This window comes from Nocardia gipuzkoensis, from assembly GCF_021183645.1.
GTDB lineage: Bacteria > Actinomycetota > Actinomycetes > Mycobacteriales > Mycobacteriaceae > Nocardia > Nocardia abscessus.
Genome location: NZ_CP089225.1, coordinates 5,892,010 through 5,906,845, shown reverse-complemented (window position 1 = coordinate 5,906,845; position 14,836 = coordinate 5,892,010). Strand labels below are relative to the sequence as shown.

Below are 14,836 nucleotides of genomic sequence, written 5' to 3'. Positions count from 1 at the left end.
CCCCGGCGGGGCGGAAGAACCGGGCGGCGACGGCCTAGTTCCCGGCGAGCAATGCCTGCAGGTCGGCGACCGCCGTGCGGAGGTGGTCGGCGAAGGCGTGCATCTGGTCGGCCACCGGCTTCGGCGTGGCGAGGTAGAGGTTCCAGCGGTCCGGGAGCAGGACGTAGGCGACGCCGATGCACCGGGAGCTGGTGGAACCGAAACCGAAGTAGCGGATGTTCACCGACGGCGCCGAGCTGGTGCTCAAGTAGTCGTCGCGCATGATCGTCCAGCCGGGGCTGTCGTAGAGCGGGATAGGGTCGGTGACGCCCAGCTCCGCACCGCGACGGCGCTGGATCCACTGCAGCTCCCACAGGTGCTGCTCGGGCGCGTCTCCGGCCTGGCACTGCTTGGCCCGTTCCACGTGCGCGGCCGCGGCCGTCCGCGCCGCGGCGAGCTGAGCCTCCGCGCCCGCGTCCGGGTCCTGCATGGTGTCCACGAAGGCGATCATCTCCGGGGTGACCACCCGCATGGCCTCGGTGCGACCGTTGCGATACTGCCTGGTCGCGATGGACTCATAGGTGGCGCCGGTGAGCCCCTTGCTGCGCCGGTGGGCCAGCTGATAGCTCAGCTGGGCGAACGCGTCCGGCGAGATGCCCAGCTGCTTGGCCCTGGCGGTGCCGAAGTCCGGGAACGACACCGTCTGGGTGGCGTTCTGGGCGGCATAGTCGGCGAAGGCGGCGCCCGCCGCGGCGATATCGCTGCGCTGCGCCGCGTCCAGCACGAACTCGATCGGCTCGACCGCGGGCAGCCCCTGCGCCTGCGCGCCGGAACGCGCGGCGTGTTCGGGCACCGGGGTTTCCAGCAGGCTGTCCACGAACGACAGGATGGTGGTGCCGTCGAGTCCGCAGTGTTCGACGTTGATGCCCGCCTGTCCGTCGGCGAAGACGATGAACGACACCGACTTGTCGAACCACCGGTTGGCGCTGTCACCGTGCAGCAGCTGATCGCAGGCGTGCAGTTCGTCGCGGGGAGCGAAGTCCTCGAGGCAGATGGCGAACAGCGCGGTCTCGATCGCGTCCAGCGCCGCGGCGTTCACCGGCTCGGCGAGCAGCCGCTGCCTGCTCTGCGCCCACTCCGCGCGGGCCTTGGTGGTGAGGTGCCCCACGGCGGAGTCGGTGGGGGTGGGGCGGGCGCCCGCCTTCAGCACGGCGCGCAGCCCGTCGGCGAGATCCTCCGGCGAGTACGGCGCCCCGTCCGGCCCGAGAACGTCCATCCGGAACGTGCTGCCGCGGAAGAACACCACGATGTGCCGGGCCTGCGAGGGGCCCGGCCATTCCGCGCTGTAGGGGACGCGCACGGTGTCCTGCTCCACGCCGGGAATCCTGGTCTCGGAGAACAGGTACTTGTTCTGCCACATGGACAGCTTCTGCCCGCGCTGGGTCACCGCCGGGACGGCCTCCTGGTCGAGGGCCAGCTTGTAGTCGACGGCGGCGGAGATGATGCCCGCGGCGCGGTCCACCTGGGTGGCGGCGGTGGAGACCGCCAGGGGCGTGTCGTCCCGGAACAAGAAGAAGAAATTCGCGTTCAGGGCGATCCGGTCCCGCCTGCCCAGATACCGCGACGGCCAGAACAGGTCCAGCCAGCTGCCCACACCGGGCGTCGCGTCGTACTCCGCGAGCGCCGCGTGCAGCGTTCGGCCCGGCCCGTCGGGTCGCAGCAGGTCGTCGACCGCCGCCCGGGTGGCGGCGAGCTCGTCGGCCGTCAGCAGCGGCTCGCACCACTGCAGGAATCGGCCACAGCTGTCCTCCAGCGTCGGCAGGGGCACCCGGGGTAGGTGGTCGTCGGCGGCGAAGGTGCGTTCGGTCAATGCGGATCCTCGGTGTCGGCGTGATGTTTCGGCAGCGGCCTGGACAGGTACAGGTTGGCATACAGCCACCCCTGATCTTCCCGGCCGGTGGTGTCGATCCCATTGGCGGACAGGGTGTTCAGCACCTGCGCCTGCTCGGCCGTGGAGGCGAACCTGCGCTGCTCGTACAACCCCGGCGCCTGCTCGGTCCGGTAGCCGAGCGAGGCGAGTTCCGCCTCGATCGGCGCGAAGTCGAACATGCGCAATACGAAGTGTGCCATCCACGGCCGCCTGCGCGGGTGCGCGGTGGCCACGCGCGTCAAGGTCTTCTCGGTGACGTAGCCGATGCAGCCGGTGGAGACGACCAGATCGGCGGTCGCGAGCAGGGCTCGCTGCTCGTCGTTCGGTTCGCCGGACTCCAGGTCGGCGTGTACCACGTCGTGCAGGAGCCCGGCCTCGTGCGCGTAGTCGAGGGCCGGGCGGGCGGCGTCCATGCCGAGGAAGCGGACGTCGTCGGCTCCGGCCCGCGCCGCGACGCGGGCTCGGTCGCGCCGGATCAAACCGGCTCGATCGATGTCGGTGACGGCATAGTGCTCGGCCAGGTCGCCGATCGTGGTGTCCAGACGCAGCAGCGCGGCGTTCACGCCGTAGGAGCAGCCGATGTCGAGCACGGTCGGCACGGCGACCCGGGCGGAAGCGCGGAATTCTCGAATCTGCTGCTGGAAGAACGGTTTGGCCAGTTCCGGAATGCGGTAGTCCAGATCGGACATGCGCGCGTAGTACGCGCGCGGATCGGGGCGGTCGTAGATATCGTCGAAAGACGCTTTCCCGGTCGTGTGTAACGGCACTGGCACTGTCGGTCCTCTCGGGTCGAGCTCGGTCAGTCGAGCCGTTCGGCTCAGTCGAGCAGTCGATCGCCCCGGACAGCGTCGGCCGCGGCGGCTAGATGGTCGGGGAGCACGCGGCCGAACAACTGCCGGGTGCGTTCCACCGTGCCGACCATCCCGGGACGATCGGTGTAGGCGAAGATGGCCGAATGGCGCTGACGCGCACCGGCGACGGGTGAGACGCGGTGCAACGAGAAGCGACCCTGGAACAGCTGCAGGTCGCCCGGACGCAATTCGAGCCGCTGGACGAAACGCTCGCCGGTGCCGGTCAGCACGTCGCGGACGTCGTCGAGGTGTTCCGCCTCGGGTGTGCGGATGTTGGGGCAGTACTCGAAGACGCCACCGTCCTCGGCGGGCTGGGTCAGCATGGAGACGGTGAATTCGTTGGTGTCGAAATGCCAGGGATGCGACATACCGGGCGCGACGACATTGAGGCACAGTCCGGCAAGCGGATCGGCGAACTCGTGCAGCTCGGACAGCCCGAAGCAGTCGGCGACGAAGCGCTGGAACAGCTCGTCGGTGTAGAGGCGGTGGATCAGCGCGTCCACGGGGATGCGGTCGCGGGGTACGAAGGCGTTGCCCCGCTGCAGCACGATCCGGCCCGGATGATCCTCCGGGAGTTCGGCGTCCAGCGGAATGTTGTAGGCGTTGACCTGTTCGACCTCGTAGTGCGCGTGCGGGGCCATCGACTCCCCCTGCGCTCGCAGGGTCTCGGCCAGCTCAGGGCGGATGAAACCGCGCAGGACGGTGCACCCGGTGTCGGCCAGTTCCGCACGGGCGCGCCGCACCGCCTCCCGCAGCGCCGGCCCTTCCGGATCCGCCAGGGGATACCGTGTGGAATCTACGATCTCGTCGAGTACGCCCAACGCTGCCATGGCGTCATTTTGGTGGAGCGTTCGCCGACACGCCCGGGATTCGGCGAGATTGCCGGTGATCACGGTCACACCTACTATCTGCGCGCACACCCGTTGCGGCACAGTAACTCTCGGCCTACGGGACCGGTCATGTCGCCGTACCGCACGCGCTCGAACGGCTCAACCACGCACGCGCAGAGCGTGTTCGAGGTCTTCGATGGTGAGACCGATCAGCGAATCACGGAACGTCCGCCCCGGCACGTGCGGCACCGGGATCTCACACGGGACCACCACCAGTGCGCAGCCCGCCGCCTGGGCCGCACGGGCGCCGGTGGGCGAGTCCTCCACCGCCACACAGTGTTCCGGATCGAGACCGAGCATCTCGGCGGCGCGTAAATAGACATCCGGCTCCGGCTTGCCCTGCGCCACCTCGTCGCCGCAAACCGAGACATCGAAGAAGTCGCGCCCCAAAGTGTCGAGCCCGAACTCCGTGAGCGACCGCTTGGTATTGGTGACGAGCGCGCTGGACAGACCCGCGGCGCGAACCAGGGCCAGCGCGTCCTTCGCGCCCGGACGCCAAGGAATGGGGCCGGTCATCAACTCGGTCACCCGCCGTTCCAGGAACTCCCCCGCCGCCCGCAGCGAGTCCGGGTTCGGCTCGATACCCAGGCCGGTGAACATGATCCGCAGGGCGTTCGGGCCCGAGGCCCCGATCAGCGCGTGCCGGATCTCGTCGGTCATCTCGTGTCCGTGCTCACGTGCGAGTTCGCGCACCGCGACGTCCCAGAGTTTCTCCGAGTCGAGCAGCGTGCCGTCCATGTCCCAGAGCACCCCGGCCAGTCGCGCTGTCACGTTCGGTACGTCTCCTCTATCTCGTCCATGTCATGAGCACTGCTCGGTGCCATTCGCAGGCCACCCGGCAAGTCGGCCCCGAACCGCACCACCGGGCCCGCCCGTGCAACCGGATGGACCGGGCACCGCCCCGCGTCCCGTCCATCGTGCCGCGCCGCGCGAGGCCGAGACAGCCACACGAACGACACCACTCGGCGTGCCTGCGCAGCCCACCGAGCCGGAGCAAGGCCGAGAGAGCTGGACGAGCTGGGCAGTCACGCCGAAGTCGGCACACGGTCAGCGCCGAGCCGCGCGGACACGACTAGGTGCCCGATCCGGCGATCTGCAGCTTGGCACTGTCGCCGACAACCTCGATCCAGCGGTTCTCGGAGGTCGTCGTGCCGTTCTTCAGGGTATAGGTCAGGGCGACCACTGCCCTGTTCGCACCTTTCTGCGTGACCGAACCCACGCTCACCGAGCGAATCGTGCCCCAGAAGTTCACGTAGGAGTTGTAGCCGGTCTGCGCCTGGTATCCGGGCGCCAGCTGCGCCCAGGCGCCGGACACGTTGGCGGGCAGCATGCCGTAGTAGCCCTGGATGAACGAGGCGATGCCCTCCGGCGTCGGCGGGCCGGACGGGGTGGTCGTCGCGGTGGCGCTCGGGCCGGAGGTGGTCGGAGCAGGGGTCGACGTGGCGGGCTGGGGCGTGCTGCTCGGCGGCGGCGCGGTGGTGCTCGGCGCGGGGACCGTCGTCTGTGCCGGTGGGGTGACTCCCGGGGCGGGCGGGGGCGGCACGGCAGCCGCGGAGGTGGTAGCGGGCCCCGGCACCGGTCCGGCAGTCGGCACTTGCCCCGCCGAGGCGGGCGCCTGCGCCGGGGCTTGCGCGGGCGCCTGGGCCGGGGCTCGGGGCGGCTCCGATCCGGACGCGTCGGCCGGTGACGGCGCATTCTCCGGCGCCACTGCGGCCGGCGGCACGGCCGACGACGTCGGAGCGGCGTCGCCTTCGCCGTCTACTGTCGCCAGCGTCGCGACGATGCCGACCAGGATCAGCACCACGACCACGGCGGCGACTTCCACGGCCACCAGTCGGCCGCGCCGCCGGGTACTCAGAACGCCCGGCAACGTCGCCGCCACCCGAGCCCGCCCCGGTACCGGTGGTGACGTAACCGATTGCGGCGCGGAGAGACCCGACGCGGCGAAGGGCACGACCGCGGTGACGTCGTCACTCGTCTGCTCCGGCGATACGGCAGTGGCTCGGTTCGGGAGGACGGTCGTCGCCGCGGTCGCTGTGACGGGCGCGGGGATCACTGTGGTAACCGACGCGGGCAGCTCGGGATTCCGGCCCGCCGCAACGGCTTCGAGGGCCGCTTTCGCCTCCCGCATGGTCGGGCGGTCCGCGACGGCCGGTGCGAGCAGGTACATCAGCACCGGCCCCAGCGGACCCGCGGACTCGGGTGGCGGGATGTCGGCCCCCGCGACCGCGTGCAGCAGGGCGAGCGGGTTGTCACCTTCGCCGAACGGCGGGGCGCCCTGCACCGCCGCGTACAGCGTCGAACCGAGCGCGAAGACGTCGGAAGCCGGTTCCGGATCCTCGCCGCGCGCCACCTCGGGCGACAGATAGGCCGGCGTCCCGGCGAGGAAGCCGGTGGCCGTGACCGTCACGTCGCCGACCGCGCGGGAAATGCCGAAATCGGTGATCTTGACGGTGCCGTCGTCGGCGACCAGCAGGTTCGCCGGTTTCACGTCCCGGTGCATGATCCCCGCGTCGTGCGCGGCGGCCAGGGCGCCGGCCGCCTGCGCACCGATCTCGGCGACCTCGATCGGGGGCAGCGTGCGATTGCCCGACAGTTTGGTCGCCAGGCTCGGCGCATCCATGTACTCCATGACCAGCCAGGGCTGGCCGTCCTCCTCGGCCACGTCGAACACGGTGATGGCATTCGGATGGTGCAGCCGCGCCGCGATCCGGCCTTCCCGCATGGCCCGTCGTTTCGCTTCCAGCGCCGCCGAACCGGACAACCCGGGACCGAGCAGCACCTGTTTGACCGCCACGGTGCGCTGCAACCGGACATCGGTGGCCCGCCAGACCACCCCCATGGCGCCGGTGCCGATCGGATCCGTGAGCCGGTACCGTCCCGCGATCAATCGATCCGCCGTCATGGTGGTGTGCCTCTCCTACGTGCGCGCCTAGCCGTTTCGCATTCCACGCGCACGTCCGGAAAGACTCCGAAAGCGTACGCGCCGAGCTGCTTTGCACCGCTGAGCAGGGAAGCGAACGCATCCGCCGACTGCCCCGGATGCAGTTACAACGCCTTCGACAATGGCACATCCACCCGACAGACATCCACCTCCCGGCGCGGGGATGGGCGATCGCCCAGGTAAACACCGCGCGCCCGGGCACCGTGACGCGCCGAAGATCGCTCCGATTCCCGCGAGACAGGACATCGGGGCAGGTAGCAAAGGCCCTTGGGACGAGAGCATTTCACTATGACTCGCCGGGCGCCCCTCGGCCGCGACACCACACCACGCGCGTGGCGAACCACTTCGGACACCTCGACAGACCAAGCGGTCTGTCAAGGGTGAGCGTCAGGAATCAGGGGCACCGACCCGCGCCGAAGCAGACGCGCCGAAACGGCCCAGAAGCGATCCCTGGCCGACGTCCGGGCAGCCGCGTTCGCGCTGACAGCGCGATACCGAGGCCCTCCGGCCGTCGGCGCCGCACCGCATCCGCGAACGCTTACGCGTTGAAGTACTTCGCCTCCGGATGCAGCAGGACGAACGCGTCGGTGGACTGTTCCGGATGCAGCTGCAACTCTTCGGACAGCACGACACCGATGCGATCGGCCTCGAGCAGATCGACCAGCTTGGCGCGGTCCTCCAACTCGGGGCAGGCGCCGTAGCCGAAGGAGTAGCGCGCGCCGCGATAGCCGAGCTTGAAGTACTCCTGCACGTCGTCCGGGTCGGAGTCGGCGACCGCGTGGCCGTCGAGGACGAGTTCCTCCCGGATGCGGCGATGCCAGTACTCGGCGAGCGCCTCGGTGAGCTGGACGCCGATGCCGTGCACCTCCAGGTAATCGCGGTAGCTGTCGCCTGCGAACAGCTCGTTGGCGAAGTCGGCGATCGGCTGACCCATGGTGACCAGCTGGAACGGCAAGACGTCGACCTGACCGGTCGTCCTGGCGTATTCCCGCGAACGGAGGAAGTCGGCGATGCACAGGAACCGGTCGCGCTGCTGGCGCGGGAATGTGAACCGATACCGTTGCGGCGCATCGGGATCCGGTTCGGTGAGCACGACGACCTCGTCGCCTTCGGACACCGCCGGGAAGTACCCGTAGACCACCGCGGCATGCTGCAACACGCCTTCCGTGCTCAGCCGGTCCAGCCAGGCGCGCAGGCGCGGCCTGCCCTCGGTCTCCACCAGTTCCTCGTAGCTGGGGCCGTCGCCGGCCCGCTGCCCACGCAGCCCCCACTGCCCCAGGAACAAGGCCCTTTCGTCGAGCAGGCCCGAGTACTCCTGCAGGGCGAGGCCTTTCACCACCCGCGTGCCCCAGAACGGCGGCACCGGCACCGGCAGGTCGGCCGCGACATCGGAGCGTTCGGGCACCACGACGGGCACCTCGGCCGCCCGGCGCTCGGCGGCGATCCGCTTGGAGCGCTCGTGGCGCGCTTTGCGCTCGGCGGCCCGCTCCCGCTCGGCGATGGCCTCCGGGCTGTCCGGGTCGAGCCCGCCGCCACGCTTGCGGGTCATGATGTCGTCCATCAGCCGCAGTCCCTCGAACGCGTCGCGCGCGTAGTGCACATCGCCTTCGTAGACGGTGGTGAGGTCGTTCTCCACGTACGAGCGGGTGAGGGCCGCGCCGCCGAGCAGGACGGGGAACTGCTCGGCCACACCCTTGGCGTTGAGTTCCTGGAGGTTCTCCTTCATCACCACGGTCGACTTCACCAGCAGGCCGGACATGCCGATGACGTCCGCTTTCTTGTCCACCGCCGCGTCGAGGATGGTCGAGATCGGCTGCTTGATGCCGAGGTTGACCACCTCGTAGCCGTTGTTGGACAGGATGATGTCCACCAGGTTCTTGCCGATGTCGTGCACGTCGCCCTTGACCGTGGCCAGCACGATGCGGCCCTTGCCACTGTCGTCGGTGGCCTCCATGTGCGGCTCGAGGTACGCGACGGCGGCCTTCATCACCTCGGCGGACTGCAACACGAACGGCAGCTGCATCTGGCCGGACCCGAACAGCTCACCGACCGTCTTCATCCCCGCCAGCAGGGTCTCGTTGATGATCCGCAGCGGCGGCACCTCGGTCATGGCCGCGTCCAGGTCGGCCTCCATCCCCGCGCGTTCACCGTCGACGATTCGCCGCTCCAGCCGCTCGAACAGCGGCAGCGCGGCCAGTTCCTCCGCCCGCGACGCCTTCGACGACGAGGTGGACACCCCTTCGAACAGCGCCATCAGCTTCTGCAGCGGGTCGTAGCCCTCGGCGCGGCGGTCGTACACCAGATCCAGCGCGGCCTCGCGCTGGTCGTCCGGAATCCGGCTGATCGGAAGGATCTTGGAGGCGTGCACGATCGCGGAATCCAGACCGGCCTCCACGCATTCGTGCATGAAGACCGAATTGAGCACCTGCCGGGCCGCGGGGTTGAGACCGAAGGAGATGTTGGACAGACCCAAGGTGGTCTGCACCCGCGGGTGGCGGCGCTTGAGCTCGCGAATGGCCTCGATGGTCTCCGCGCCGTCGCGGCGCGACTCCTCCTGGCCGGTGCCCAGGGTGAAGGTGAGCGTGTCGATGATGATGTCGCTCTCCGACAGCCCCCAGTTGCCGGTGATGTCGGCGATCAGCCGTTCGGCGATCTCCACCTTCTTCGCCGCGGTGCGGGCCTGGCCCTCCTCGTCGATGGTCAGCGCGACCACCGCGGCGCCGTGCTCGGCGACCAGCCGCATGGTCTGCTGGAAACGCGAATCGGGACCGTCGCCGTCCTCGTAGTTCACCGAGTTCACCGCGCAACGCCCGCCGAGGTGCTCCAGCCCGGCCTGTAGCACCGGGGTCTCGGTGGAGTCGAGCATGATCGGCAGCGTCGAGGCGGTGGCCAGCCGGCCGGCCAGTTCCGTCATATCGCGGGTCCCGTCGCGGCCGACGTAGTCGACGCACAGGTCCAGCATGTGCGCGCCGTCGCGAATCTGGTCCTTCGCGATGTCCAGGCATTTCTGCCAGTCCTCCGCCAGCATGGCGTCCCGGAAGGCCTTGGAACCGTTGGCGTTCGTGCGCTCGCCGATCATCAGGACCGAAGCGTCCTGCTCGAACGGCACCGCGGTGTACATACTGGACACGCTCGGCTCGTGCACCGGCGCGCGCCGCTCGGCGATCGGCGCCAAGGTGGGCTCCACCTCGCGCACCGCGGCGGTGACCTGCCGGATGTGCTCGGGCGTGGTCCCGCAGCAGCCGCCGACCAGGGCCAGTCCGAACTCGCTGACGAACCCGCGCAGCGCGACCGCCAGATCCTCGGGGCTGAGCGGGTACACCGCCCCGTGGGCGCCGAGCACCGGCAGCCCCGCGTTCGGCATCACCGAGACCGGCACCCGCGCGTGCCGGGACAGGTGCCGCAGATGCTCGCTCATCTCGTCCGGTCCGGTCGCGCAGTTCAGGCCGATCATGTCGATGCCGAGCGGCTCCAGCGCGGTGAGCGCCGCGCCGATCTCGCTGCCGACCAGCATCGTGCCGGTGGTCTCCACCGTGACGTGCGTGATGATCGGAATCCGCCGGCCCAGCTTCGCCATCGCGCGCCGGCTGCCGGTCACCGCCGCCTTCACCTGCAACAGGTCTTGGCAGGTCTCGATGAGGACGGCGTCGGCGCCGCCGTCGAGCATGCCGAGCGCGGCCTCGGTGTAGGCGTCGCGCAGCGCGGCGTACCCGGCATGCCCCAGCGTGGGCAGCTTCGTGCCCGGCCCCATCGAACCGAGCACGTACCGCGGCGTACCGTCGGAGGACGGGCCCATCTCGTCGGCGACCTCGCGGGCCAGCCGGGTGCCGCGCTCGGAGAGATCGCGAATCCGGTCGGCGATGTCGTAGTCGGCGAGGTTGGGCAGGTTGCAGCCGAAGGTGTTGGTCTCGACCGCGTCGGCGCCCGCCTCGAAATAGGCCCGGTGGATGTCGCGCAGGACGTCGGGGCGGGTGTCGTTGAGGATCTCGTTACAGCCCTCCAACCCGCGGAAATCGTCGAGGGTCAGCTCGGCCGCTTGCAGCATGGTGCCCATCGCACCGTCGCCGATGACGACACGGCGGCGGAGCGTGTCGAGTAGCGTGGTGTCGAACTCGGCGGGGACGGACGCAGACATGCGTTCCAGCGTAGTGGGCGGGGCCGACGTTCCGGCCCACCACGTAGCGGCTCGGTGTCCTGGACCACACCCCGTGCGACCACCGCGTCGGCGGAAACACGCCATCCCGTCCGGCCGCCATACGACACGCCATATCGCCGTACGCCGTAGGCTGACCGGGTGAACGCCAGTGAAACTCCCGATCCGGAACTGCCGACGTTGCGGGATCCGGTACTGGTCGCCGCCTTCGAGGGGTGGAACGACGCCGGTGACGCGGCCAGCGGCGCCGTCGAGCATCTGGAACTGATCTGGGACGCCGAACCGTTGGCCGAACTCGACTCCGAGGACTACTACGACTATCAGGTCAACCGGCCGACCGTGCGCCAGGTGGACGGTGTGACCAGGGAAATCCAGTGGCCGTCGACGATGTTGTCGGTCTGCTCGCCGCCCGGCAGCGACCGCGACGTGGTGCTGCTGCGCGGTATCGAACCGAATATGCGCTGGCGCAGCTTCTGCGGCGACCTGCTCGAGTTCATCGAGCAGCTCGGGGTCCAGACCGTGGTCATCCTGGGCGCGTTGCTCGCCGACACTCCGCACACCAGGCCGGTGCCGGTGACCGGCTCGGCCTACAGCAAGGAGGCGGCCGAGCGGTTCAACCTGGAACAGACCCGCTACGAGGGCCCCACCGGGATCACCGGCGTGCTGCAGGACCAGTGCGTGAAGGCGGGCGTCCCGGCGGTGTCGTTCTGGGCCGCCGTTCCGCACTATGTCTCCCAGCCGCCGAACCCGAAGGCGACCATCGCGCTGCTGCACCGGGTCGAGGACGTGCTCGACATCGAGGTGCCCCTCGGTGAGCTGCCCAAGCAGGCCGAGGACTGGGAGACCGCGGTCAACGAGATGACCGTGGGCGACGAGGAGATCAGCGAGTACGTGCGCTCGCTGGAGGAGCGCGGCGACGCCGCGGCGGACGTGAACGAGGCGATGGCCAAGATCGATGGCGACGCCATCGCGGCCGAATTCGAGAAATACCTGCGCAGACGAGGTCCGGGCAGCTTCGGTCTCTGACCTAGTAGCACGGCGACGCCTTCGATGCCGGGGGCCTGCGCCACCGGGTTCACCGGAAGTTCGCCAGGGGGCCACCTTCGGGCCGGGAAACGACCGCCTCCTACACTTTCGCCGGTGACCGTCCATCCGATCGTCGAGTGTCTGCGCGGCTTCGACGACCGGATCGCCGTCCATTGCCCCGCCTCTGTCCAGGCGGACGGCGGCGCCGTGCCCGCCCGACAGTTGACTTACGCTCGGCTTGCCGCGCTGGTCGAGGACTACGCGACCGAGTTGGGCCCGGCCCGCCGCCTCGTCGCGCTCGCCGCCCGCAACGACCTCGCTTCACTCGTCGCGTATCTCGGCGCGCTCAGCGCCGGATGCGTCGTGTTGCTGACCGAGGAGATCACTGCGGAGTTGCGGGAGGCCTACGATCCGGATGTCGTCGTCATCGCCGGCCGCGCCCGCGTGATCCGGGAGAACTCGGCGCATCGCCTGCATCCGGATCTCGCCCTGCTGCTGAGCACGTCGGGGTCCACCGGGTCGCCGAAGCTGGTCCGGCTCTCGGCCACGAACCTGCGCGCCAACGCCGCGGCCATCGCCGAGTACCTGGCCATCGGCCCGCAGGACTGCGCGGCCACCACCTTGCCCATGTTCTACTGCTACGGGCTGTCGGTGGTGCACAGCCACCTGCTGTGCGGAGCGGGCCTCATGCTCACCGACCGGTCGGTATTGGATACGGAATTCTGGCGGGCGTTCCGGGAATGTCGCGCAACGTCTTTCGCCGCCGTTCCATACACCATCGAGCTGCTCGACCGCATCGGTTTCGCCCGCATGACGCTGCCCCACCTGCGTTACGTCACCCAGGCCGGTGGAAAGCTCGCTCCGGAGCGCGTGCGCGAGTACGCCGAGCTCGGCCGGGAAGCCGGCTGGGACTTCGTCGTCATGTACGGCCAGACCGAGGCGACCGCCAGGATGGCGTATCTGCCCGCCCATCTGGCGAGCGCGCATCCGGACTGCATCGGAATCCCGATTCCCGGCGGCGAATTCACCCTCGAACCGGTCGACGACGAGGACGGGCCGCGCGAGCTGGTCTATCGCGGGGCCAACGTGATGATGGGGTACGCGACCTCCGCCGCGGATCTCGCGCTCGGTGCCACGGTCGAGGCCCTGCGTACCGGCGATCTGGCCCGGCGCACACCGGAGGGCCTCTATCAGGTGGTCGGCAGGCGCAGCCGGTTCGCCAAGATCTTCGGCCTGCGCATCGATCTGGAGCGTCTCGAATCCGGCCTGGCGAAAGCCGGTTTCACCGCGTGCTGCGCCGACGCCGACGCGCATCTGGTCGTCGCGGTGCAGAGTCCGCGATCCGATCCCACCGGGATCGTCGCGCGCCTGTCCGGTCTGCCCGCCGCCGCCGTGCGTGTCCACCCGGTCGAGCGGCTGCCCCGGCTACCCAACGGCAAACCCGACTATCCGGCTATCCGCCGTCTGGCCGGATCCGCCCCGCAAACGCGGGACATCCGCGCCCTCTACGCCGGGGCTCTGGGCATCGACCCCGCGCGGATCCGCCCGGACAGCACGTTCATCGATCTCGGCGGCAATTCGCTCACCTACGTGACCACCGCGGCACGGCTGGAGCGGGTGCTCGGCCGCCTCCCCACCGACTGGCCGACCACGCCGGTGGCCGATCTCGAACGGATCCCGGAGGAGCACCGGCGTTTCGGACGGACGCTCGACACCGGCACGCTGCTGCGCGCCATCGGCATCGTGCTGATCGTGGGCTCGCACGGCGGGGTGTTCCAGCTGTGGGGCGCGGCGCACGTCCTGCTCGGCGTAGCGGGCTTCAATTTCGCGCGCTTCGCGGTGACCGCGGCGCCACCTGCCGAGCGTTTGCGCCACACGCTGCGCGCCGTGGCATACATTGCGGCGCCGACGGCGCTGTGGGTGGCCCTGACGCTGACGTTCACCGACTACTACGGCTGGCAGAATGTCCTGTTACTGAACAAGATTCTCGGCCCGCACGACAGCGCCAGCGCCGGGCACCTGTGGTTCCTCGAAGTACTCGTGTACTTCATGCTGGCCGCCGCGCTGCTGATCCGGATCCCCTCGGTGGACCGGTGGCAACGCGCCGGGCCGTTCTGGTTCGCGTTGGCGCTGGTCGCGCTGACCCTCGTCTTCCGATACCAGGCGTTCGGTCTGTATACGGCGAAGGATATTCCGTTCTCCCCGCTGGCGGTGTGGCTCTTCGCGCTCGGCTGGGCGGCGGCGAAGGCGACGTCGTTGTGGCAGCGGATGACGGTCAGCGCCGTCGTACTCGTCACGGTGCCCGGGTATTTCGGCGTTCCCGACCGGGAACGGCTGGTCATGGCGGGCTTGCTGGTCCTGGTGTGGTTCGCCGCGGTCCGGGTTCCCGCCGTGGTCGCCGCCTGCGCGGCAGTGCTGGCCGACAGCTCGCTGTTCGCCTATCTGCTGCACTGGCAGGTGTACCCGCTGTTCGAACAGCACCGGCTCGCGGGGCTGCTCGCTTCCCTGGCAGCGGGTGTGGTCGCGACGGCGACGGCGACCGGTTTGCGAAATCGGGGAACGGTGCGGTACCGGGCAATTCGGTCGCGGCGCTCAGCTCTCCACGGTCCACACCCGGGCCGCCGCCTCCTGAGCCAGCTTCGCGATCAGGATGTCGCGCGGAATCGTCTGACCGGCAAAGTGATCGAGTGACGGGACCACCACGTGATGCGCGTCCGCGCGCTTGAGTTCCGCCGTGAGCTCGGCGAAAGCCGTCCCGTCGCCGCCGGTCGATTCATGGAACGTTGCGGCGAAGCACAGCCCTTCCTCCCGGGCGAGGCTGCTCATCGCGGCCTCGAGCTCCTTGCTGTGGCCATCGGCCAGATCGTCACGCAAGTATCCATAGATCAACGCTTCCACCCGAACCTCCGTTGGATTGGGATCGCTGTTCTCTTATGTGGATCCACCCGTTTTACGGGGTAATTGCGCTTCGTGCAAGAGCAGATGTACTTGCAGTTGCTCTTGCAGGAGGGCCTGGCTAACTTTTGGCGCCAGTTCGATCATGCACAACGCGGTGCGGCGAAA

9 protein-coding genes are annotated in these 14,836 nt (G+C 69.3%); 2 read left to right on the top strand and 7 right to left on the bottom strand.

Annotated features, from left to right (window positions below):
• Nucleotides 1-34: 34 nt before the first annotated feature.
• The 6 genes from LTT66_RS26970 to metH form a co-directional block, all read right to left on the bottom strand.
• Nucleotides 35-1,849 (bottom strand): choline/carnitine O-acyltransferase, encoded by a 1,815-nt coding sequence (locus LTT66_RS26970; protein ID WP_233061238.1) that lies wholly within the window; start codon nucleotides 1,847-1,849, stop codon nucleotides 35-37.
• Entirely contained in the window at nucleotides 1,846-2,682 is an 837-nt protein-coding gene (locus tag LTT66_RS26965) for a class I SAM-dependent methyltransferase (protein ID WP_233061236.1), read from the bottom strand. The genes LTT66_RS26970 and LTT66_RS26965 overlap by 4 nt, the downstream gene beginning before the upstream one ends.
• A 44-nt stretch (nucleotides 2,683-2,726) precedes the next feature.
• The gene (locus tag LTT66_RS26960) at nucleotides 2,727-3,590 is read right to left on the bottom strand and encodes a HalD/BesD family halogenase (protein ID WP_233061234.1); all 864 of its coding nucleotides are present in this window, start codon (nucleotides 3,588-3,590) and stop codon (nucleotides 2,727-2,729) included.
• Nucleotides 3,591-3,749: 159 nt separating this feature from the next.
• A complete protein-coding gene (locus tag LTT66_RS26955) occupies nucleotides 3,750-4,388 on the bottom strand; it encodes an HAD family hydrolase (protein ID WP_233069412.1) in 639 nt (212 codons plus the stop codon).
• A gap of 334 nt (nucleotides 4,389-4,722) precedes the next feature.
• Nucleotides 4,723-6,555: a serine/threonine-protein kinase gene (locus tag LTT66_RS26950; protein ID WP_233061232.1), complete on the bottom strand. Its 1,833-nt coding sequence runs from the start codon at nucleotides 6,553-6,555 to the stop codon at nucleotides 4,723-4,725.
• Nucleotides 6,556-7,132: 577 nt separating this feature from the next.
• Complete coding sequence (gene metH / locus LTT66_RS26945) at nucleotides 7,133-10,729, bottom strand: methionine synthase (RefSeq protein WP_233061229.1); 3,597 nt, start codon at nucleotides 10,727-10,729, stop codon at nucleotides 7,133-7,135.
• 159 nt (nucleotides 10,730-10,888) lie between these two features.
• Between metH and LTT66_RS26940 the strand changes: the two genes are divergently transcribed.
• Nucleotides 10,889-11,773: a PAC2 family protein gene (locus tag LTT66_RS26940; RefSeq protein ID WP_043693102.1), complete on the top strand. Its 885-nt coding sequence runs from the start codon at nucleotides 10,889-10,891 to the stop codon at nucleotides 11,771-11,773.
• Nucleotides 11,774-11,887: 114 nt separating this feature from the next.
• On the top strand, nucleotides 11,888-14,464 hold the full coding sequence (locus LTT66_RS26935; protein WP_233061227.1) for an AMP-binding protein: 2,577 nt from the start codon (nucleotides 11,888-11,890) through the stop codon (nucleotides 14,462-14,464).
• Here the strand turns inward: LTT66_RS26935 and LTT66_RS26930 are convergent.
• Nucleotides 14,366-14,671: a hypothetical protein gene (locus tag LTT66_RS26930; protein ID WP_083887588.1), complete on the bottom strand. Its 306-nt coding sequence runs from the start codon at nucleotides 14,669-14,671 to the stop codon at nucleotides 14,366-14,368. The two genes, LTT66_RS26935 and LTT66_RS26930, sit on opposite strands and share 99 nt — an antisense overlap.
• Between the last annotated feature and the right edge of the window lie 165 nt (nucleotides 14,672-14,836).